Source organism: Pseudarthrobacter sp. N5, assembly GCF_050157035.1.
Taxonomy (GTDB): Bacteria; Actinomycetota; Actinomycetes; order Actinomycetales; family Micrococcaceae; genus Arthrobacter.
The window spans coordinates 3066204-3088221 of the sequence record NZ_CP189593.1 but is presented as its reverse complement, the minus strand read 5'-3'; the positions used below and the strand labels follow the sequence as shown (position 1 = coordinate 3088221).

Sequence of the window (22018 nt, the reverse complement as noted above, 5' to 3'; positions counted from 1 at the left end):
AGTGTTGCGGTCTCTCACTGGGGACCGTTTCGGGCTACGCTCGAAAGTATGCCGGTATGGTCAAGGGCGTCACGTGCAAACGCAGAAAAGAAGGCAGAAGTGTCAGTTGGTCAGGGCCACCCAGAGGGCTCGGAAGAGCTCAGGAAATGGCTGTCCGGGCTTAAGCCGGTCACCGGAGCAGACACGATGCTGCGTTTCACCAAGACCCCCGAAGGTTCCATAGACCTTACCGGCGCCCATCCTTCCGGCCTTGCCCAGCTGATGGCAGGCCGGCGGACCCGGCTGTCCACACTCATCCGCGACCACCAGCAATATGTTGTGGCCGCCCGCGCGTCGCGCAATCTGCGATCAAAGATCTTCGAGCTCAGCAATGACCGCGGCATAGATGCCGGCTACTTTTCCGCCGGAACGGTGGTGTGGACATCTGCCGTGGGGGGAAAGCCGCAGCGCATATCTGCTCCGGTCATGCTTTCGGCCATTTCGCTGACGATCCGTCCGGGGGAGGACGACTACGAACTCCAGCTGACGGAACAGGCGCATGTTAATCCTGCCCTGGTGCGGCATCTGAAAAACGTCCACGGAATCGCCTTCGACGTCAACGCCTTCACCCGCATGGCCTACAGCACTGCGCGGTTTGATCCGCAGCCGGTACTGGACCGGCTCGGCACCCTGGTCAAAACCATCCACGGGGCTGAGGTGGAGCACAATCTGCTGGTCTCCACCTTTGCAGACCTCTCCGGAAACCTCGACGATCCCTGGATCAACCAGGGACATGCCCTGGTGTCCGCATTGTCCAGAGTCGGCGCAGGCGAAGTCGTCGGTATTGAAGCGCTGGAGCCGGGCCGTTTTCAGAAAGTGGATGAGCGGAATCCGGCAGACGAACTTCTTCTGCTTGATGCCGACACGGACCAGCAGTACGTTATTGACGCCGCCCGTTCGGGCGATTCGATGGTGGTCAGCAGCCCGCCCGGAACAGGCCAGACCCAGACTGCCATCAACACCATCGGGGTGCTGGTGGATGAAGGTAAGACCGTGCTGGTGGTGGGGGACAGGCGGGCCAGCCTCAATGAGATCTCGTCACAGCTTGAGGGGCTTGGCCTCGACTCCATCCTGTTCCAGCTCTCCGGCACGGCCACAGCGCAGCAACTGAAGGGTCAGCTGGTGCGGGCGATTGTCCGCAACGAAAAGTCCCTCGAGCCGCAGCTGGGAAATCTGCATATGACCCTGACCGGGCACCGGCACGCGCTGATGGAGCATGTGGCATCGCTGCACAACGTCCGCCAACGCTGGGGTTGCTCGCCCTACCAGGCCATGCAGTCCCTGGCCGAGCTGACCTCCATCCAGCCGGCTCCAGCAACCACCGTCAGGCTCAAACGGAGCGTCCTGGACAGCATCAGGGACCGCAAGGAGCTGGCCGGCCGGCTGCACCGGGCTGCCGAACTGGGGAGTTTCAGCCGGGCATCGACCACCAGCCCGTGGCACGGGGCCCGGCTCCTCACGCGCAAGGAAACCGAAGAAGCCCAGGGCCTGGCCCGTTCTGTAGAGAAAAAGCTGCCGCTGCTCCGGGAACGAATGAGCGGCGTGGCAGAGCATGCTGAAATCCGTCTCGGGGCGGACTTCGCCGAATGGGGTGCGCAGCTGGAACTCCTGATGGCGGTTCGGGAGAGCCTGGACAAGTTCACCCCGGACATCTTTGACAGGCCCGTCCACGACCTCATCTCTGCAACGGCATCTTCGGCCTGGCGGCGTGAGCGGAATGTGGACATGGCATCCATGCAGCGCTCCCGGCTGCGCCGCGTCGCCAAGGAATATGTGCGTCCCGGTGTCCACATCGCGGATCTCCACAGTTCTTTGGTGCTGGTGCAGGAACAACGGGCACTGTGGGCCGAGTACGCCACCACCCAGCGTCACCCTGCTGTCCCGTCCGGACTTGCGGAATTGAACGTGATGTACCGGGGCCTTGACAACGAACTCGCCCAGCTCGGTACAGCCTTGCGGCACACTGCGGCCGGGGGTTCCCTGACGGATGCACCTTACCCCGAGCTGATGGAGCGGCTGGAGCGGCTGGTAGCGGATACGCGTACGCTGAAGACGCTGCCGGAGCGCACCCTGCTGGTGGAAAACATGCGTGAGCACGGGCTGGGGGAGCTTCTGGCTGATCTTGCGGAGCGTGAAGTTCCGGCTGGGTCCGTTGCTGCTGAACTGGAACTGGCATGGTGGCAGTCTGCTTTGGAAGCCATGATCAGCGGTGATGATTACCTGGCCATGTCCGACGGCGACGCGCTGCGCCAGCTCGAAGCCGAGTACCGGCTGGCCGACAACGCCCACATCGCAAGTGGCGCTGCACGGCTGCGATGGCAGCTGTCCGAACGGTGGCGTGCAGCGATAGCCGAACACCCGCGGCAGGCTGATCTGCTGCGGAGCCTGCTCAAGGACGGCCGGGTGACGTTGGCGGCACTGACCGCCCAAGCCCCCGATTTGATACCCATGCTGGCGCCGGTCTGGTCAGTCAGCCCGTATCTGATGACCGGGCTTCTGCCGGCCGAACAGAGCTTCGACGCCGTCGTTATCCTCGATGCTGAGGCAACGTCGCTGCAGGCGGTTTTGCCGGCCATCGCCAGGGCAAAGCAGGTCATTGCCTTCGGTGACGACAAAATCGCCAGTCCCCGCACTTTCACGGTGGGCGTGGAGCGCCTGGCTGCGGGGGAGCAGGCACACCATCGTCTGGACAGCGCCTTCGCAGCGCTGTCCGAAGTATTGGCCACGTGGCGCCTGAATTTTGTCTACCGGGCTGTGGACGAGGACCTCGTTCTGCAACTGAGTAAGAATTTTTACGACGGCGCCCTCCGCCGGCTGCCTGAGGGACAGTCAGCCACGGGACTTGACCGTGCGCTGCTGGTGGAGTACCTACCGGACGGCACCGGACTGCCGAGCGCGGACCATGAGGGCGTTGAATCGGTGGTCGCGGAGGTCAACCGTGTGGTTGAGCTGGTCTTTGAGCATGCCCGGCACCGGCCGCGCACCTCCCTGGCCGTGGTCACGGCCAGCCTGCGCCACGCTGCGAGAATCGGCGAGTCCATCCGGTTGCAGCTGCCCAACCACCCGATGCTGGCCGGCTTTTTCACGGCAGGGGCAGAGTCATTCCGTGTAGTTGATCTGGAACGCGCCCAGGGCCTGGTCCGTGATCATGTGATCTTCTCTCCGGGATTCGGCCGCACACCGCACGGCCGGGCGCTCCATAACTTTGGTCCGCTGTCCGCGGAAGGTGGCCGGGCCAGGTTTGCACTGGCAATGTCGCGGGCGCGGCGCTCCCTGCATATCCTCAGCTGTTTCAGGCCGGAGGATCTGGACCAGACCAGGCTTTCGCATGGCGCCGTGGACTTCTTTGAACTGCTGGACCGTGAGATCTCCGGTAACACGGATCTTGGTTCTCCGGCATCCCGGGCGGCCGCCAGCGAACAGGCGCTCGGGGCAGACCCACTGGTGGCGGATCTGGGCGACCGGCTCAGGGCCAGGGGAGCGCGCGTCTGGCACCAGTACGACGGCGTGATTGACGTCGTCGCGGCCGCTGATCCATTGAGCACCATGGGCCAGGAAGATGCCGAAATTCCCCGTCCGGTAGCCATCGAATCAGATGGTACCGAGCAATACAGAACCATGAGTGTCCGCGAACGCAGCCGGCTGCGTCCCCAACTGCTGGAACGGCTTGGCTGGCGGTATATGCCGTTGTGGACCATCGAGGTATTTACCGATCCGTCCGCTTGTGCTGACCGGATCGGCGGATACCTGGGTCTCGAAAAGCCCATACTTCCGGGACGGGGCACAGCATCGCCGGGGTTCCTGGACGACGACGTCGACAGCCTCACGCTGGGTAGCTTGGCGGCTCAGGACGATGCAGACGCCATTGCATCGAGCCCGGATGATGACAGGCGTGCCAACACCGGAAACACGAACAGCAGCCACACGGATGAGAAGGCCATGAACGACAGCACTATGGACAAAGCCAACACACCCGAGAGTGAGGAAGCCGTCGCTTCGGGCAGTGAGGCACCAACGTCAGTGCCCGCCGCGCAGGCAGCCCCAACGGGTGTTGTCCCCACTAAAGCCGCTGAGGACGACCCCCGGCGCTGGGGTGATCATGCAGCAGATGGCGATCACGATTCTTGGCTGAAGGAACAGAAACCCCCGCACTGGGGTTAGCCATCGCTGAAGTTATCCGGCGGCCGGGCCCACCAGCACAAAGAACAGTTTCCCTTGCGTTGAGGCGCCGGCCAGCCGGCTGGCCTGCTCGGGACTTGCCGCCACAACCACCAGCCCGTCGGTCTCCGCGGTACCAAGCCACGGTCCCGTCTTGCCTCCCTGGCTGGACGTCCACAGCACAGGGACGCCGGATGCCAGCACTTCCGAGGGCGAGTGCTGGTCATAGCCGTTCCCACTGGTCATGATGACGTTGACGAGCTGACCGGGGGAAACCAGCTGAACCGACGACGGATCCGCCATCCGAAGCGGCACGGCAGCTGATCCGGGCGGGGTGCCTGACAGGAGTCCGGGGCCCAGAAGCTGGGCATCGGAGAGCAGCTGGCCTTTGCGGAGCGGGGCTGCGAGCTGCTTCCCTTGCACAGCGGCGCTGTCGGTAAATGAACCAGCCGTTTGCATGCCCGGCGGGATGCTCACAGGTACCACGTCCGTTGCTGTCAGAGCGGTGCCCGCAGGCAGATCCCGCACGGCTGCCAACGCTGTCACAGTATTGGCCGGTGCCGGCGTCAGCTGATGGACGGCAATCCCTGCGGCGGTGCAGAGAAGCAATGCCACTGCAAGGCGGCGGTTGCGGTTCAGCCAGCCGCTGAGCCAACGGCGCGGTGTCCGACGGCCCGATGGACTGCTGCCCGATGGCCTGCTGCCGCCACGTGCCGCCGGCAGGCTTCGGCCGGGGTGTGCGTGCGGACGTGCGTTCCTGCTGGTGGGGAAGAAGGTAACTGGCATGTTTCCACGCTACGTTTGCCGGTGCGGCCGTAACAGGGGTAGTGCGGGCTATGTGGAAAACCGTGATGCCGGCGTCGGGATGTGAGCCTGGTGTCCGATTCGGGCAGTGGTTTTAGCTGCTCAGCTGGCGGCAGCCGGTGCCGGAACAGCGGGCGGCGTCGGCGCAGCGGCCGGGGCGGCAGAGACGGTGCTGCCCTTGGCATCACGTGAATCGGTCCGGTAGAAGCCTGAGCCCTTGAATACAACGCCTACGCTGTTGAACTTCTTGCGCAGGGTCCCTTGGCATTCCGGGCAGGACGTCAAGGTGCTGTCAGCGAATGACTGCACGATGTCGAAGGCGTGGCTGCAATCCTTGCAGGCATAGGCATACGTTGGCACTTGAGATCCTCCTCTGGGACAAACGACAGGTCCCGTGCTGCTGGGCCGGAATCCCGCTTACATGGATCCGGGCCTTAGCAGTCGCAGGGCCTGAGTGCCAATTCTATCATCCTGCTTCGGGGCCTACCGCAACTGCACCAACCCGGCCGGCGTGAGCACGGCGGCCACCGCGCGGTCGAACGGTTCCACCGGAATTGTTCCGGCGGGCAGGAGTTCGTCGCGGTAGAGGACTGCAGCAAGCGGCAGTGCCAGCCGGGCTTCCTCCAACGCTGCCAAAAATTTGTCATAGTAGCCCCCGCCCTGGCCGATTCTGTTGCCACTCCGGTCAACAGCCGTGGCGGGCAGAAGGACTGCGGTGGTGCCGGCCATGATCCCGGTCCCGTGCTTCTCGCCCGCTGGTTCCTGAATAGGGGCGTAGCGGCTGCGCACGAATCGGCCTCCGGGAGTCCAGTAGACCCAGCTCAGGATTCGGTCCGGCTCGCATACGGGAAGCAGCACTTTGTGGCCCGCCGTGTGGAGTGCCGTAATCAGCGGCAGTGTGGGAGGCTCGGCGCCCACGCCGAGATAGACGGCAAAAGTGCCGGGGATGCCTCCCGAAATTTCCGCGGCCCACTCCAGTCCGTGGGCGGCGATGCCTGCCCCTGCCGCTTCCCGTTGTGCAGAGCCCAGCTCAGCACGCCGGCTACGGTGGATGGCGCGGATTGCTTCCTTGGCTGACGCCTTTTGCTCTGGCATTGCAGTGGTCCTCCCCGGCGACGCTGCAGGACGCCGTACAGATCGCACGATCCGGAATATTTACCGTATGAATGGTCCCTCCGTTAGATTAGTCCAGTGACTACCACTAATGCTTCTGTCCGCAAGGCCGTCATTCCCGTTGCGGGACTCGGCACCAGGTTCCTGCCCGCCACAAAAGCTATGCCCAAGGAGATGCTGCCCGTGGTCGACAAGCCGGCCATCCAGTACGTGGTGGAAGAGGCAGTAAAGGTCGGCCTGAACGACATCCTGATGATCACTGGCCGGAACAAGCGTGCACTTGAAGACCACTTCGACCGTGTCCCGGCGTTGGAGGCCACTCTGGAGGCAAAGGGCGACACCGCCAAGCTTGAGTCGATTCAGGCTGCCAGCAACCTGGGCGACATCCACTATGTCCGGCAGGGTGACCCCAAGGGGCTTGGCCATGCTGTGCTCCGAGCCAGGCAGCATGTGGGTAACGAGCCTTTCGCCGTTCTGCTGGGCGATGACCTGATTGACGCACGCGACGAACTCCTCAGCACCATGATCGAGGTCCAGGCCAAGACCGGTGGGTCCGTGGTCGCTCTCATCGAAGTGGAGCCCTCCCAGATCAGTGCCTACGGCTGCGCAGATATCGAGGAGATCGACGGCGAAGGCTATGTCCGGATCAACAAGCTCGTTGAAAAGCCTGACATTGAGGATGCCCCGTCCAACTTGGCTGTGATCGGCCGCTATGTGCTGCACCCCGAGGTCTTCAACGTGCTGGATAAGACTGAACCCGGACGCGGCGGCGAAATCCAGCTGACGGATGCACTGCAGGAACTGGCGGCAGGTCAAGGCGATGGCCACGGCGTATACGGCGTCGTTTTCCGCGGCCGCCGATACGACACGGGAGACAAGCTCAGCTATCTCAAGGCATGTGTCCAGCTTGCCATTGACAGCGATGACCTCGGCCCGGGGTTGCGGGATTGGCTGCCGGGGTTCACCGCCGGTCTGACCAAGTAACACCCCATGAGGGTCAGCCACATCTGGCCGGTCACGCTGGAATCCGGTGATCTGGTGCTGCGTCCGATCCGGCACCGGGACAAAAAAGAATGGATGCAGCTCCGTTCCCGCAACAGCGAGTGGCTGGCCCCATGGGAGGCCTCGAATCCGGCGCCGGGCGGATTGCTGCCGGACTACCGGCAGATGGTGCGCTCACTCAACGCCCAGGCCGCGCAGTCCACGGCACTGCCGTTCTTGATTACGGCATGGACCCCCGGCTTCAGGGATCCCGTGATCGTGGGCCAGCTGACAGTTTCGTCGATTGTCTGGGGTTCAGCCATGATGGCAACTCTGGGGTATTGGGTCGACCAGTCGCGCGCGGGGCAGGGGATTGCGCCCACCGCCGTGGCCATGGCCACTGACCATTGTTTCCGCACCCTGGGGCTGCACCGGATGGAAATCAACATCCGGCCCGAGAACGGGCCGAGCCTGCGCGTGGTGGAAAAGCTGGGTTTCCGGGACGAGGGCTACCGGCCACGATTCCTGCATATCAACGGCGAGTGGTCAGACCACCGTTCTTTTGCGCTGACGTCTGAAGAAGTGCCGGACGGCCTGCTGGCCAAATGGCTGGAGAGCCGTCCAACCTGAGGGCCGGCTGGGCAGTTTCGTCATAAATCCATTGATTTGCCAGCTGTCCGGCGACACACCGGGGCTAATGCGGTTGCGGCCTGCATTATGCTCATACGGTTTTGAGTGTGGACTTCCCCCTTAGCAGCTCAGTGATCCTTGTGGTTGCTGTTGCGCTCTGGATTGTGTGGGTTGCCCCCTACATACTCCGGAACCGACAGCTTCAGGTTGCTGGTGAGCTGATGGCGGAGTCGGCCGAAACAGCAGAACCGCAAGCAGGGACGGTCATGATCATGAACGCCCAGCAGGAGACTCCCATGGACACCAGGAAGAGCAGCGAATCAGTATCCGGCAACACGCACCCTGAGGTCCGGCATAAATCCGAACTAGTCGCTTCACGCACGGCCCGACAAGGCGCCTTTCGGATCCGCTATGGACGGAGCGCAATCGCGCTGCTAGGGTTTGCGTCCCTGCTGATCGCGCCCATTGCTGGCGTGCTCAGAATCTTCGGGATCGGGACTGCATGGCTTCCTGGCGTTGCCTTGTTGGCCGGCATCGCGGCCGTAGCGCTGCTCCGTCGACTCGCCGTCCGTGACCGTCGCGCCAGGGTCGACGCCGCCTTTAGCGCCGCCATGAGCGCACCTGCCGGACACGGCCGGTCCCGCTCGGGGCAGGCCGGCACCGTTGCCTCCGCCGGGACGGCAGAAGCCTCGTCCGCGAAACTCACCGAAAACGTCCTTTTCGATGCTGAAGCAGGGCTGTTCAAACTTCAGCCCCTCACCGCAGGGGAACTCCGCGCAGCAGCGCTGGCCGAGGCTGTGGCTTCGGGGGACACCAGCGTGCGGGCGCCTAAACTGCCGGACGCGGCGGCGGGCGCCGAATGGGAGCCGGTGGAGGTGCCGAAGCCCACCTACGTGGAAGCGGCAAAGGCCGACCGCCCGGCCCCCGAGCCGCTGGATTTGCCGGACGCTCCCAAAGCCGTTGGCAAGCCGTCGCTGAAGCAGGGCGCCGCAGCCGCTCCTGCAGTAGCCCAGTCCAAGCCACTGACAAAAGCGCAGAGCGCACTGAGCAATCTGGACGACGTCCTGCAGCGCCGCCGCGCCTGAGATTCAGGCAGAACACACCTCACCGCAGCACCCGCCGACAGAACGGCTGTAACCTCGGAGGATGACTCGAATCTGTGTCGCCGGTGGAACCGGCCAGGTGGGGCAGGAAGTGGTGTACCAGGCGATCGCGCAAGGCCACGCGGTTTCCGTTCTCAGCCGGAATCCGCCGCCGTCGGGGACCCCGGGCCATCACGGCGGCGCAAGCTACTTCCGGGCGGACGTCACCACCGGCGAAGGACTGGCAGCCGCCCTGGCGGGCGCCGTCGTCGTGATTGATTGCCTTGAAGGGCAGAGCGGGAAGGCGCTGAAGAATTACGCCGACGGCGGTACGCGGCTTCTGGCCGCCGCTGAGAAGGCGGGGGTAAGCAAAGCGGTGGCGCTGTCCATCATCAACTGCGATCAGAGCAGCGCCGGTTTCTATCGGTCCGAGGCTGACAAAGAGCGCGCCTACTCGAAAGCTGCGCTGGAGACAGTCACCGTCCGGGCCACCCAGTTTCACAGCCTGGTCGGGAAGCTGTTTTCGGCTGCTTCCAGGGTGCGCCTGATCCCGGTGATAAAAGGCGCACGTTTTCAGACCATAGCCCCCGGGGATGTGTCGGCCGCCCTGTTGGAGGCCGCTACGGAAGGGCCGTCAAGCGAACAGCACCGGCTGCGGACCATCGGAGGCCCCGAAGTGATGGAGATGCGGGAGCTCGCGGAGATATGGAAGCGGGCCACAGGCTCGAAGGGCCTTGTGATCGAGTTCCCCTTGCCCGGTGCGATGGGAACGTACCTGCGCGAGGGCAGGAACCTGATCCCGGAACAGCGATACGGCACGGAGACATTCGAGGGCTGGCTGGCGAAGCGCACGGATAGTTTGTAGCCTAGGGACACTGGCAACGCTGTCCTGGGACAGGGGCCGCCGGGGGCTATAGCTCAGTTGGTAGAGCGCTTCGTTCGCATCGAAGAGGTCAGGAGTTCGAATCTCCTTAGCTCCACCCTTCAGAGTACCGACGCCGGACGTAACTCCGGCCCCAGAAACCACAGTCCGGGAGGACCGCAGTGAGCCTGATCCGGCTGCAAGACGTCAGTGTCCGATTCGACAACGCACAGATCCTGCGTGAGGCGTTTTTCCGCCTTGAACCGGGCGACAGGGTTGGCCTGATCGGCAAAAACGGATCCGGGAAGACCACCATCCTGAAGCTGATCCTCGGGCAGGTCCCAGCTGACACCGGAACCGTCGCTTTGGAGTTGGGAACCAAGGTTGGCTACTTCTCTCAATTCTCCGAGCTGAACGGAGAGGCCACCATCCTCGAAGTCCTCGACGCCCTGTTCGTCGAGATCCAGGCCATGGAATCCGAATTGGCATCGATTGATGCTGCCATCGCCACGGACCCCGCTGATAGTGCGGAGCTTGACAGGCTGATCCTGCGCCAGTCTGAGCTGTTCGAGGACATGGACCGTCTCGATGGCTGGGACTATAAGCGCCGCATCGACACCGTCCTGACGACTCTGGGGTTCAGCGAAGCGCACAGGCTCTGCGCCATCGACGAGCTCTCCGGTGGCTGGCGTAACCGTGCGGCGCTGGCAAAGATCCTCCTCGAGGGCCCGGACGTCCTGCTGCTGGACGAGCCCACCAACTATCTGGACGTGGCCGGCGTCGAGTGGCTCGAAGGGTGGTTCCGTGGCTTCAGAGGCGCCGCGATCATAGTCTCGCACGACCGGAAGTTCCTGGACGCCGTCGTCACCCGGATCATCGAGGTGGAGAACTTCCATTTGCATGAATATCCGGGCAACTTCGGCGAATACGTGATCCAGAAGCAGTTCCGGCTCAAGACACTCGAGCAGCAATTTGTCCACGAGTCCGAGCTGCTGGCCTTTGAAGCGGAGGGAATCGCTGACCGACGCGAGGCGGCGAAGGCGGCAAGCCGGGGCTTGGGGAACCAGCTCGCCAAGATAAAAAAGGCCCGCACGCCACGTCCCGTGGACAAGATCATCACTGAGATATATGGCGGGCTGCACGTCAAGGATGTGCTCTGCCGGGTGGACGGGCTGGGTAAGTCCTACGGCGAGAAGGTCCTGTTTGACGGCCTGAGCTTTGAGATCCGCCGGGGCAACCGCATTGTGGTCCGGGGCTCCAACGGCAGCGGAAAGTCCACCCTGCTGAAGGTACTGACGGGCCAGGAGCAGGCGGATTCGGGCGACGTGGCCTGGGCCAAGGGGCCCGGTTTTGTCTCGTACAACCAGATGTTGGAGGACCTCGATGACTCCGACACGGTGTCCCACGCGGTCAACGCGCTGCCGGACAGCCTGGCCTTCAGCGCCACGAAGAAGTCCGTCAACAGGTTCCTCGCCATGTTCCAGTTCTCCGAGGCCGACCTCAAGCAGAAAATCGGAAACCTCTCGGGCGGGCAGAAAGCGCGTGTCGCCATGGCGCAGTGTCTGTTGTCCGGCGCCTCTGTGCTCCTGCTGGACGAGCCCACCAACCACTTGGACATGTCCAGCACCCAGGTCATGGAACGGGCATTGATGCACTTTCCCGGCGCCGTGGTGGTGGTCAGCCACGACCGCTTCTTCAGCGAGAAGATCGCCAACAGGCACCTCGTCTTCGGAAGCGACAACGCCGGACCCGGTGAAATCGAAGTGCGCGTGGCCTAGCCAACGCGACCCGTTGACCTCGTTGGCAGCGCGGGCGTATCATCGGCCCATCCATTCCCTCTACTAAATACCTGGAGCGCATCATGGCCGAATTCATGGACGTCCATCGCAACATGGTGGGAATAACCGCCGAGGGCCTGCTGGCTGCGCATAACGCAGATCTGGCAATTCAAGGCGACGAAAATGTTGACTTCAAAAAGGCCTGGGCAGACCCCGTGGCCGGCCTGGTCTATTGCCTGTCCGAGGCTCCGTCCGCGGAGGCTGTTCAGCGCATTCACGTGCGGGCCGGACACCCGGCGGACGAGATCCACCCAGTGCCGTTGGTCGTCTAGCTTCCTGAGGATTCCTCTCCCGCATCCGCCGCAAGGGACTCAACACGCCCCAACAGGGACAACCGGCTGGCGATCCGGGCCATATCCACGGGCATCGCAGCCCGGGCGGGTGTCAGCCCGGACGCTGCGGCGCCCCAGTCGAGCGGTCCGTTTCCCAGCAGGAACAGAGTGCTGTCCTGGTCATAAAGCACATCAACGACGTTGCTGAACCGTTGCCAGGCCGATGCCGTTCCGGCGGCAGACGCATGATTCGGTGACGGTATGCCGTCGATCACCCAGATCCGGTACTCGGCGGCCAAGACCAGATAATCCGCCGTGGACGTCAGCCCGGCGCACAGCTCCGCGAAACTGATCCACAGCAGCCCTGCGTCAGCAGCTTTGGCGGCCAGTGGCTGGGTGGTGGGCTTCACCACCCGCCGCTGGGCGGACGACGGCGGGAACAGTCCGTACGCACCCAGCTGGCTGTTTGTGGCGGGGCTGATAATGCGGCCCAGCCGGAAGGCGCCTTTCGCTTCATCGGCGGACCCCTCCGGGGCTGGATTCCTGCGGAAGTCAGAGTCTCCGTCTATTTCCACGCCCTCCATCATCTCCTTGATCACAGCAATCGACGGCACAAAATGATCGTGCCGCACTGGATCGGGCAGCCGTGCGGCCGTTTCGCCCGGGACACAACGGAGGCCCCGAAACCAGCCAAGAGCTCAGCCGCGGCAAGTTGACTGGCCTCAAGAGCAAAACCCGACTCTCGGGCGTCTGCTGTTACACCCCGCAGCAGCTCTGCCGCCGCCTCCCGGTCAACGTGTCCCACCCAGCCAGCCTACCGTCCGGCGCCCGGATGCAACGAGGACGCTACAGCCAGCCCTTCCGGTTGAAAATGGCGTACATGAGGGCGGCCATTCCCGCCATCAGGGCAATCGCCATGGGATAACCGAACACCCAGTGCAGCTCTGGCATGTGGTCGAAGTTCATCCCGTAAACGCCGGCTACGAACGAGGGCGCAAAGAAAATGGCAGCCCAGGAGGAGATCTTCTTGACCTGCTCATTCTGTTCGGCGCTCGCCTCGTTCTGGCGGTTGGCCGTCAGGGTCCCGTCCAGAGTGAGGGCATTCTGCAGGAGCTCCCGGAATGAGTTGGCCCGGGAAATGACGTGTTTGACGTGGTCTTCCACGTCCCGGAGGCTGCGCTGAAGTTCCACCTCCACGCCGTACTTTTCGAAGCCGCGCTTAAGCAGCTCCATCATTTCCGGCAACGGGTGGATGGCGCGCTGGAATTGGATGACTTCGCGGGCCAGCTCGTAGATCCGCCGGGACACCGTGGAGTCTCCGCTGAAAAGCTGGTCCTCAATCTCGTCGATGTCGTTTTCCAGTCCGGCCACCACCGGCGCGTAGTCATCCACCACCTGGTCCAGAAGAGCGTAGAGCACTGCCTCCGGTCCATGGCAGAGGAGATCCGGCCGGCTCTCGAGCCTCTGCCTCACCCGTGCCACCCCGGCCGTTTCCGCGTGCCGGATGGTGACCACAAAGTTCTTGCCGGTAAAAATGTGAAGCTCACCGAACTCAACGGTTTCCGTGTCGTCCAGATAGCGGGCAGGCCGGAGCACCGTGAACAGGTTGTCGTCGTACCGCTCCAGTTTGGGCCGCTGATGGGCGGAGATCGCATCCTCGACTGCCAGCTCGTGGAGGCCGAATTCACTAGCGACGGCGGCCATCTCGCTTTGCGTCGGCCGGTACAGGCCTATCCACGCCATTCCGCCGTGCCGGGAGAGTGTCTCGAACGTCTGCTCGAGGCTTTCGGGTTCGGCGCTGCGCACACCGTCAACGTAGACCGCGTTGTCAATGATGGTCATGGCGTTGTGATCTCCGTCTGACTCGTTTAAGACATGGCTCCGATGATTGCACCGGACACGGTCATGGCCACCAGATCATGGCCGGAGTCGATCAGGGTCACGATTGCGGGACGGCCGGCAAATCCGTTGTGGAGCACGCGGCCGCCGGCGCGGAAAACCACAGCCAGAACCAGTGCGGACCAGCCGCCGGCGATCGCGTTGTCCAGGCCCAGCTTGGTGATGAGAACGGCGAGGAGGATGGCGGTCAGGGCAGCCGCCACCATCATGGGAACCCAGATACCCGCACCGCCACCGATCTTCTTGAGGTCTTCCTCAGTCTTGCCGATGGCCGCCATCCACCTGTTTCCAAGGACAGCGGGCATGTACCAGACAAAGCCGATGGCCATGGTGGCGATGAAGGACAGAAGCACAGCCAGCCAGTTGATTTGGGAAATATATGAGAGCCAGTCCATGCTCGAATCCTAGTCCGCCGGGCCGGCGGCGAGGCTGCAGAGCACAGGATACTTAAATCGTGTTGATCCAGGCCCGAACCAGGCTGCGGCGAGAACACCGGCTAGCCGCCCTGTGCGAGCCTGCTGATGAGCGGTTCCGTCCGGTACGGGATGTGCGTGTGGAGCGCGAGGACTGTCTCGGTGCGGATGACTCCCTTGATCCGGAGAATCGAGCGAAGGGCCGCCTGCAGATTGTGCGTGTCCGTTGCGACCACCCGGCACCATACATCGCCACGACCGGAGATCTCGTGCACCTCAAGTACCTGCGCGATCAGGCGCAAGGCGCCAACCACACCGTCGAGTTCGCGGTGGGTCACTTCGATAGTCACGAACGCGACGACGTCGTACCCCACCGCTTCGAGATCAATCTCCCGCCCGCCGTCGTGCAGCAGGCCCGAGCGGAGCATCCGCCGGACGCGTGACTGCGCTGTGTTCCGGGCGATCCCCAGGGAATCGCTGAGTTCGCCGATCTGCACGCGCGGATCACGGATCAGCTCCAGCAGGATCTTCAGATCAGTGGAGTCCAGGTTGTTCAAATAATCACTCCGGTTCATTTTGGTGGAACATGTTTGACTGTTTTGATCAATTTTCACATGAAGTTCCGCCTGCAATAGCAGGCGTGCCGCATTCTATAGATATCAATCTTCGTCCGGACAGCCCTCTCCCACAAGGAGTGCAGGCAGCCGGAATATCAGGCAAAGGCGGACATGACTGTCTTGAACGAACTCCGTATGCGGCCGGCCGTCGCCGGGCGCCGCGGTTGGGACGCGTCCACTACGGCACGGCTGGTCATGGCAGGGGCGGTAATTTTCCTGCTCCTGGTGGGCGCGAACCTCGCCACCCCGCTCTATCCCCTACTGCAGGCAAAGTTGGGGATCACCCCGCTTGGAGTCACCGTTGCGTTCGCCAGCTATGTGCTTGCTCTAGTCATCACGCTGATGCTGGCAGGGCATTGGTCCGACCACATCGGTCGACGTGCGGCTCTTCTGTTGGCGGTGCTGGTGGGCCTCGCCGGCGGGTACCTGTTTGCCAACGCGGATGGCCTGCTGGCTCTTTCGGCCGGGCGCGCACTGCAGGGCGTGGCCGTAGCGCTGGCAACCGGCGCAAGTTCCGCGGCACTCCGGGAACTGTTGCCCTCCCGCCCGGAGTGGGCCTCCCGGTTCACGCTGCTGGCCTCTGCCGGAGGGGTGGCGGCAGGTCCGGCGATCGGGGGACTGCTGTCGCTGCTTCCCGGCCCCACATCGTCGCCCTATTATGTGCACTCTGCAGCCCTCCTGATGATGCTGGTGCCGCTCTACCTCTTGAAAGCGCACCCGGCCATCAAAGGGCCCGCGGGCCCGCGTCCGCTCATGGCGCTGGCTCCGCGCAGGCCCTCCATTTCCCGGGAGGCACGGGGCGCGTTTTGGCTGGCTGCCGCCGTCGGATTTCTTAGCTTTACTGTTTTTGGTTTCTGTCTGTCCCTGGCGCCGGGATACTTTGCCGGGATCGTCCACGCCGATTCCCGTCCCATCATCGGCGTCCTTGCGGGGCTGACTCTTGGTGCGTCTGCCCTGAGCCAGTTGATCAGCGCCCGAGGGAGGTTCGTGGTCCCCGTTGGGCTGACGGTGTTGTCAGTGTCCGTGGTGCTCCTGGCGGCGGCGGCCGCCTTGAGCAACCCTCTGCTGCTGATTGCCGCGAGCATCGCCGCTGGGCTGGGGCAAGGCGTTGCCTTCCGTACCGTCTTCAACGACGTGGCCGGGAAAGTGGAGGCCTCACACCACGCGCAGATTATCAGCACCGTGTACGTCATCACCTACCTGGGAAGTGCACTCCCCGTGGTAGGACTGGGGATAGCGACGGCGGCATACGGACTTCAGGCGTCGGTCGCAGGATTTGTGTTGCTGTGTGGAGCGGCAGCCATGGGACTCGCGGCGCTCACCTTGCGCAGTGCGATGAGACGGTAGCCGAAAGAAACGTTGCTTTCCCGATGTGGTGCCCGGACGGCCTGACGTCTGGGCGAGCTTGTTGGACGGGTCAAGCGGTCCACGGGTTGCCATCCCCGCCAGCCGGCGAAGCACGACGTCGTTCGTGAAGTTCAGGGCAAAGGAACGGCACGCGAGCGCTGGTGGGAACGGCCGCGCGGCGCCATCCAGATCACACCACCCGGACTGGCGATGTCGCCGGCCACGGTCAACACCGCGAGTGCCCGGTTGAACGCCGATCAGCTGGCGAGGTACACACGGGCCATGGAAGCCTACGGCGACCGTTTGCTGGCGGACATCCGGGGTGAAGGCGAACAGGACGGCGCCCGGCCCGTCCAGCTGCACTTCACTACCTTCCCATTCCTGGCGTTCCTGCCTCAGCGGGCAACCGTTCTTCACGCAAGGCAGCTAAGGCAATCGCGTCACGCCGGACCAGCCCTGAAGGGAAAGAACCCTGAGCGCCATTTCCGTATCCCGCTCCGCACCTGTACCGCGCACTGCAGCGCGCGGCAGTCCGCCGTCGTGAGGAGCTGCAGGTCCTTCGCGGTGATGCGATGATACCCATTCCGGCCTGAACGCCTGGCGCTAGCGATCCGCATCCGGCCGGTCAGTCGGGCAGCGGGCCGTGATTACCCTGAATGTGGTCAAATACCAGCGTTGTCTCAGTGTGGCCCACCACCGGATCAGTTGCCAGATTGTCCAGCACCCAGTCGCGCAGGTCCTCCGTGGTTGCCACGGCGATGTGCAGCAGGTAATCAACGGAACCTGACGTGTGGAACGTGGAGAGTACTGCGGGGAGCTTTGGCACACGCGCCGTAAACCTGTCGATCTGGTCGCGGTCGTGGGCGCGGAGCCGTACTGCCACCAGCGCCTGCACCGAGCGGCCGATCGCGGTCAGGCTCAGCTTCGCCTCGAAGCCTTTGACTATCCCGCGTTCGGACAAGGCGCGGGTGCGCATCAAGGCGGTGGATGGTGCAATGCCCACCAGCTCGGCCAGTTGCTTGTTGGAAATCCGGGCATCGTCAACCAGCGCGGCCAGAAGCCGTTCATCAATGGCATCCAGGGGCTCGCTGATTGCGGCTCCGGGCCGAATATTCTTCGCGTTGCTGCTCACTGGTCCTCCTCAAAGTGTTCTCAGTTCATCCTAGACGCCATATTCCGGCCAATCCATTCACGAGGACTATAAATCTCCGAATTATTGCCAGATACTAGCGGCATTCAATGGCGAATAATTCACTAGGAGCAAAGTGCTTTCTCTCGACTCAATGGCAGTCCACGCAGGCCGGGACGGACTCACCGAACAGGGCGTCCATGCTGTGCCGATCGATTTGTCCACCACTGCGCCCTTACCGTCTGTTCACGACGGCGGCCAGGCCTACGAGCACATGGCCACCGGCGGTATCCATGTGGAGGGCCAGAGCACGGTCTACCAGCGCCTGTGGAATCCCACGGTGGCGCGGTTCGAGCAAGGAGTGGCCGTGCTGGAGGACGCGCCGGAGGCCGTGGCATTTGCCACCGGCATGGCGGCACTGAGCGCGGTCCTGCTGGCCATTGTGGCCGGTGGCAAGAAGCACGTGGTGGCCGTCCGCCCACTGTATGGCGGGACGGATCACGTACTTGCTTCCGGGATTCTGGGCACCGAGGTGACGTTCGCCGCGGCAGACGGTGTCCGTGCGGCGTTACGTCCGGACACGGGGCTGGTCATTGTAGAAACCCCGGCCAATCCCAGCCTGGAGCTGGTGGACATCGCCCGGCTCGTGGCCGCTGCAGACGGCGTTCCGGTACTGGTGGACAACACCTTTGCCAGCCCGGTCCTGCAGCAACCGCTCAGGCACGGCGCGGCCATGGTCCTGCACAGTGCCACCAAGTTTCTGGGCGGCCACGGCGACGCCATGGGCGGAGTAATAGCCGCAGCCCCGGACTGGACCACGCGGCTGAGGCAGATCCGTGCGGTGACAGGCGGCATCCTGACTCCCTGGCCGGCATATCTGCTGCACCGGGGGCTGGCCACGCTTCCGGTGCGGGTACGCGCGCAACAGGACAGTGCCCACAAGGTTGCCGCCGCGCTGGCTGAGCATCAGCTGGTAACGGCGGTCCGCTATCCCGGGCTGCCCGAATGCGATCCCCTGGGCCTCGTTGGTAGCCAGATGTCCGGCCCCGGCTCGCTGATGGCATTTGAAGTTTCCACTGCGGAACACGCCGAACGCATCCCTTCAGCTGTCCGGATGATCACGCATGCGGTATCCCTTGGCGGGATCGACACCCTGATCCAGCACCCCGCGGGGCTGACCCACCGGCCGGTATCCGTGGACGCCAAACCGCATGCGCGGCTGCTCCGGCTGTCGGTGGGGCTGGAAGGCTCCGCGGACATCGTCGCAGATCTTATGCAGGCCATCGAGAGCACACGCTAGCCGCCCCCAGCCCAACTGGCTAGCAATAGGTGTCACTTAGACGCGTATTAACGACACCTATTGCGAGCTACCTGGGGCGGTCGAGGCGGGGTGCACGACGGCGACAACCACCGCCGTCGTGCATGCCATGCCCATGACGCTCAGGGCGAGGGCCGTCCACCCCAGCGTCTGGAACACCAGCCCGCCCGCCCAGCCGATGACGCTTGAGCCAAGGTAGTAGGCAAGATTGTAGAGCGATGCAGCCTGTGCACGGCCCGAGGTGGCGATGCTGCCGGTCCAGCCTGAGCCGATCGCGTGGGCCGCGAAGAACCCGCCGGTGAAAATGAGCAGCCCGAACAGGATCAGTACCAGGACCGGTGCGAGCGTCAGCGCCAGACCGCCCACCATAAGGACGATGCCGGCGGCGAGAACGTTCCGCCGGCCGAAGCGCGTGGTCAGGTTTGCTGCCCAGCGCGAGGAGACCGTGCCGGACAGGTACGCCAGAAATATCAGGCTGATGGCCGTGGCCGGGAGGTTGAATGGTTCGCCGGTGAGGCGGAAGCCAAGGTAGTTGTATACGGCAACGAAGCCGCCCATGAGCAGGAAGGCCTGCACATACAGCGCCAGAAGCCGGGGATTTCGTGTATGCCCGGCCAGCGTCCTGACGGCACCGCGCAAGCCGTTTGCTGTGGCAGCTGTGAAACCGCGGGCACTCGGGATCATCAGCAGGAACAGTATGGCTGCCACGGTCGCCAGCACGGAGACTGCCAGGGCCGCCGCCCGCCAGCCCCACCATTCACCCACTGGCCCGGCAACGAGCCGGCCGGCAAGTCCGCCCAGCGTGGTGCCCGCAACGTAGCTGCCGGCGGCCAGCGCCGCGTGGGCCTTATTCACTTCCTCGTTCAGGTAAGCGATGGCGATGGCAGGGATGCCGCCCAGGGCCATTCCTTCGAGCACGCGCAGGCCCAGGAGCATGGCGAAGCTGGGGGCAAGAGGGAGCAGGAGCCCCAGCACCGTGGCTGCGGAGATGCCCCAGGTCATGGCCCGGACACGGCCGATCCGGTCTGCCAGGAATGACCATGGAATGACCGTAACTGCCAGGCCTACTGTCGCCAGCGAGATGGTCAGCGCCGCCTCAGCGGCCGTGATCCGGAGGTCGGCAGCCATGATCGGGAGCATGGCCTGCGTGGAATAAAGCTGCGCGAAGGTGGCAACCCCGGCGAATGCCAGTCCGGCCAGGATGCGACCGTAGGCGGCCGATCCCTTGGTGTGGCCCTCCCAGGGCGGCCGTTCCGTCGACTGTTCCCGGGCCAGCAGCGTCTGGGCCGGGTACTGGGAAGTCCGGGTCGGATCATATGGCATGTTGACAGCCTAGGCCCGAGGCGAGGCATGCATCCAATGCATCATTTGTGCCAAACTCATGTAAATAATGGATGCTTTTGCGCCCTGGGCGCACCGCACGTGGAGCGCAACATCCGGCGCACCACGCCTGCCGCAACGGACCGGAGAACCATGGACATCGACCACCAGCAAATGGTGCAACTGCTGCCGCTCCTGCCGATGCTTGCCGAGCTCGGACGCACCCAGCACATCACGGAAACGGCGGAGCTGCTGGGGGTTCCCCAGTCAACAGTCAGCCGCGCACTCGCGAGGGCCAGCGCCGTTGTAGGCACCGACCTGCTGATCCGTGAAGGCAGGGGAGTCCGCCTGACGCCGGCCGCCAAAGCGCTGCTGCCCTATATAGAGGCAGCCCTCACCGAGTTCCGGACAGGTCTGGACGTGGTGCGCCACGAATCGCAGGTGGTGCGCGGAAGGATCGCCGTGGCATTCCAGCACACGTTCGGCGAGGCGACTCTGCCCTTGTTGATCAGCGCGTTCCGGAGCCGCCACCCACAGACCGAGTTTGACCTCAGCCAGGGGGCCAGGGACGCGTGCCTCGCCCGGCTGGCCTCCGGTGAAGCGGATCTGAGCCTGACCGCCCCGGTTGCCGCCGCTAGCCGGAGCATCGGCTCGGCGACGCTCTATCATGAACCTCTCCGGCTGGTGGTGCACCACGAACACCGGCTGGCGCGGAGGCACTCCGCAAATGTCGCGGATATCAGGAGGGATCCGTTTGTGGCGCTCGGCCCCGGATACGGCATGCGCTCGCTGACCGACGCGCTGTTCCGGGAAGCCGGATTCCGCCCACGAGTCGCCTTCGAGAGCCAGGACTCCCATACCGTCCGAGGTCTGGTCTCCGCCGGACTTGGCGTCAGTATCCTCCCGCCCGGCGGAAGTGCATCAGGCCGCCGGTTGACTCCGAACAGCGGCGATCTCGGATGGGTCGAGGTCCCACTGGAATCTGGCCTCGCCTACCGGGAGATCGGCCTGGCCTGGCGCCAGCGGCGGCCGGGCCAGGACCCGGAGCCGGAACAGGTGCGGCTATTCAGGGAGCTCGTTCTGGGTGAGGGTCCGGGGCTGCTGGCCGGGCTGGTCAGCTCCCGTTCACAAGTCCGCTGATCACGTCTGACACGGTACCCTCTTTCGCATCGCGCCAGCCCGTGCCGGCCCACAGATTCAGCCGTTCAGGATCTCCTGCGGCTGCCGCAGCAGCCCGGATGGGTGAGGTCAGATGATGGATTGCCGGGTAACCTTCCGGGGCATCTCCGTGGTCCCGGACAAACGTATTGCTCAGTGCCCTTGCCTGCTTGCCGGTGAACGAACGCGTCAGCTGTGTTTTCGTGTATCCGGGATCTGCCAGGGCGTCCTTATGCAGTTGCCTGGCACCGCTTTCATCCGTGCGGAGGAACGCCGTCCCCAGTTGGGCTGCAGCGGCGCCGGAGGCGATCGACGTTTCCACCGCACGGCGGTCCATGATTCCGCCGGCGGCTATCAGCGGAAGCCCGACGGCGGCCCGCACCCGGGTGACCAGCTCCGCCGTCGTGCGCGAACCGTCTGATGGCGAACCGCCTGATGGCGTACCGCGGCGCAGAAAGGCCGCGCTATGACCGCCGGCACTGCTGTGCTGGACCACGAGGGCGTCCACGCCCTTCTCAGCAGCCAGCTGTGCCTCGTCGGCGCTTGTGATGGTGGCGATGACGGTGGTGCCTGCGCGCTTCAGCGCGGCAACGGTACGGGAGCCAGGCAGCCCGAAGGTAAAGCTGACCAGCTCCACGGGGTCAGCCTCCAATGCATCGATCTTTCCTTCCCAGGCATCATCATCGTCCAGCCGCAGCGGGGGAATGTCTACGCCGAAGCGCGCTGCATCGCGCTGGAGCTCAGCGCGGTACCTTTCCAGCTCCGCCCGCACTGCTGGTGGCGGATTCAGCTGGTCCCGGTCAGGAACAAAAATGTTGAGGCCGAATCGGACTCCCAGCTCCCGCGCCTGCCGGATCTCTTCGGCCATCGCGGCAACGGTCTTGTAGCCGGCTGCGAGGAATCCCAGGCCGCCTGCCCGGTAGACCGCCCCGATAAATGCGACCGTCGACGTGCCTCCGGCCATGGGTGCGGCGACGATCTGTGTACCGAGTATGGCGTCCGGCATTTTATACTCCTTGAGACGATTCAGTAGTCTGG

20 protein-coding genes and 1 tRNA gene are annotated in these 22018 nt (G+C 63.9%); 11 read left to right on the top strand and 10 right to left on the bottom strand.

The window, feature by feature from the left end; translation table 11 throughout:
• Positions 1-48: 48 nt before the first annotated feature.
• The gene (locus tag ACQCST_RS14805; RefSeq protein ID WP_426996504.1) at positions 49-4200 is read left to right on the top strand and encodes an AAA family ATPase; all 4152 of its coding nucleotides are present in this window, start codon (positions 49-51) and stop codon (positions 4198-4200) included.
• A 12-nt stretch (positions 4201-4212) separates the two neighbouring features.
• Here ACQCST_RS14805 and cpaB read toward each other — a convergent pair whose 3' ends face one another.
• The 3 genes from cpaB to ACQCST_RS14790 all read right to left on the bottom strand — a co-directional run bounded on the left by cpaB (position 4213) and on the right by ACQCST_RS14790 (position 6096).
• A complete protein-coding gene (gene cpaB / locus ACQCST_RS14800; protein WP_426996503.1) occupies positions 4213-4983 on the bottom strand; it encodes a Flp pilus assembly protein CpaB in 771 nt (256 codons plus the stop codon).
• A 120-nt stretch (positions 4984-5103) separates the two neighbouring features.
• Positions 5104-5361 (bottom strand): FmdB family zinc ribbon protein, encoded by a 258-nt coding sequence (locus tag ACQCST_RS14795; protein WP_426996502.1) that lies wholly within the window; start codon positions 5359-5361, stop codon positions 5104-5106.
• 123 nt (positions 5362-5484) lie between these two features.
• Positions 5485-6096, bottom strand: a complete 612-nt coding sequence (locus tag ACQCST_RS14790; RefSeq protein WP_426996501.1) for a 5-formyltetrahydrofolate cyclo-ligase — start codon at positions 6094-6096, stop codon at positions 5485-5487.
• Positions 6097-6192: 96 nt separating this feature from the next.
• Between ACQCST_RS14790 and galU the strand changes: the two genes are divergently transcribed.
• The 7 genes from galU (at position 6193) to ACQCST_RS14755 (ending at position 11779) form a co-directional block, all read left to right on the top strand.
• Entirely contained in the window at positions 6193-7098 is a 906-nt protein-coding gene (galU, locus tag ACQCST_RS14785; RefSeq protein ID WP_426996500.1) for a UTP--glucose-1-phosphate uridylyltransferase GalU, read from the top strand.
• A 6-nt stretch (positions 7099-7104) separates the two neighbouring features.
• Positions 7105-7725: a GNAT family N-acetyltransferase gene (locus tag ACQCST_RS14780; RefSeq protein WP_426996499.1), complete on the top strand. Its 621-nt coding sequence runs from the start codon at positions 7105-7107 to the stop codon at positions 7723-7725.
• Between the two features lie 107 nt (positions 7726-7832).
• A complete protein-coding gene (locus ACQCST_RS14775) occupies positions 7833-8810 on the top strand; it encodes a hypothetical protein (RefSeq protein WP_426996498.1) in 978 nt (325 codons plus the stop codon).
• A 61-nt stretch (positions 8811-8871) separates the two neighbouring features.
• Positions 8872-9672 (top strand): SDR family oxidoreductase, encoded by an 801-nt coding sequence (locus tag ACQCST_RS14770; protein WP_426996497.1) that lies wholly within the window; start codon positions 8872-8874, stop codon positions 9670-9672.
• Positions 9673-9714: 42 nt separating this feature from the next.
• Positions 9715-9787: transfer RNA gene (locus ACQCST_RS14765), tRNA-Ala, on the top strand.
• Positions 9788-9851: 64 nt separating this feature from the next.
• Positions 9852-11447, top strand: a complete 1596-nt coding sequence (locus ACQCST_RS14760) for an ABC-F family ATP-binding cassette domain-containing protein (protein WP_426996496.1) — start codon at positions 9852-9854, stop codon at positions 11445-11447.
• An 83-nt stretch (positions 11448-11530) separates the two neighbouring features.
• Entirely contained in the window at positions 11531-11779 is a 249-nt protein-coding gene (locus tag ACQCST_RS14755; RefSeq protein WP_426996495.1) for an SCO4226 family nickel-binding protein, read from the top strand.
• On the opposite strand, the gene zapE is transcribed toward ACQCST_RS14755, so the two are convergent.
• From zapE to ACQCST_RS14735, 4 genes are all read right to left on the bottom strand, one after another.
• Positions 11776-12411 (bottom strand): AFG1/ZapE family ATPase, encoded by a 636-nt coding sequence (gene zapE / locus ACQCST_RS14750; protein WP_426996494.1) that lies wholly within the window; start codon positions 12409-12411, stop codon positions 11776-11778. The genes ACQCST_RS14755 and zapE overlap by 4 nt on opposite strands.
• Before the next feature lie 214 nt (positions 12412-12625).
• On the bottom strand, positions 12626-13621 hold the full coding sequence (gene corA, locus ACQCST_RS14745; protein WP_426996493.1) for a magnesium/cobalt transporter CorA: 996 nt from the start codon (positions 13619-13621) through the stop codon (positions 12626-12628).
• Positions 13622-13647: 26 nt separating this feature from the next.
• Positions 13648-14073, bottom strand: coding sequence for a DUF1761 domain-containing protein (locus ACQCST_RS14740; protein ID WP_426996492.1), 426 nt, complete (start codon positions 14071-14073; stop codon positions 13648-13650).
• A 101-nt stretch (positions 14074-14174) separates the two neighbouring features.
• Positions 14175-14666 (bottom strand): Lrp/AsnC family transcriptional regulator, encoded by a 492-nt coding sequence (locus ACQCST_RS14735; RefSeq protein WP_426996491.1) that lies wholly within the window; start codon positions 14664-14666, stop codon positions 14175-14177.
• Positions 14667-14819: 153 nt separating this feature from the next.
• Here ACQCST_RS14735 and ACQCST_RS14730 point away from each other — a divergent pair, with 153 nt between their 5' ends.
• Positions 14820-16055 (top strand): MFS transporter, encoded by a 1236-nt coding sequence (locus tag ACQCST_RS14730; protein WP_426996490.1) that lies wholly within the window; start codon positions 14820-14822, stop codon positions 16053-16055.
• 625 nt (positions 16056-16680) lie between these two features.
• Here ACQCST_RS14730 and ACQCST_RS14725 read toward each other — a convergent pair.
• Positions 16681-17187: an Lrp/AsnC family transcriptional regulator gene (locus tag ACQCST_RS14725; RefSeq protein ID WP_426996489.1), complete on the bottom strand. Its 507-nt coding sequence runs from the start codon at positions 17185-17187 to the stop codon at positions 16681-16683.
• 151 nt (positions 17188-17338) lie between these two features.
• Between ACQCST_RS14725 and ACQCST_RS14720 the strand changes: the two genes are divergently transcribed.
• Positions 17339-18484 (top strand): trans-sulfuration enzyme family protein, encoded by a 1146-nt coding sequence (locus ACQCST_RS14720; protein WP_426999194.1) that lies wholly within the window; start codon positions 17339-17341, stop codon positions 18482-18484.
• A 57-nt stretch (positions 18485-18541) separates the two neighbouring features.
• Here ACQCST_RS14720 and ACQCST_RS14715 read toward each other — a convergent pair whose 3' ends face one another.
• Entirely contained in the window at positions 18542-19825 is a 1284-nt protein-coding gene (locus ACQCST_RS14715) for an MFS transporter (protein WP_426996488.1), read from the bottom strand.
• A 150-nt stretch (positions 19826-19975) separates the two neighbouring features.
• Between ACQCST_RS14715 and ACQCST_RS14710 the strand changes: the two genes are divergently transcribed.
• Entirely contained in the window at positions 19976-20962 is a 987-nt protein-coding gene (locus ACQCST_RS14710; protein ID WP_426999193.1) for a LysR family transcriptional regulator, read from the top strand.
• Here ACQCST_RS14710 and ACQCST_RS14705 read toward each other — a convergent pair.
• Positions 20937-21986 (bottom strand): nitronate monooxygenase, encoded by a 1050-nt coding sequence (locus ACQCST_RS14705; RefSeq protein ID WP_426996487.1) that lies wholly within the window; start codon positions 21984-21986, stop codon positions 20937-20939. The genes ACQCST_RS14710 and ACQCST_RS14705 overlap by 26 nt on opposite strands.
• Positions 21987-22018: the final 32 nt, after the last annotated feature.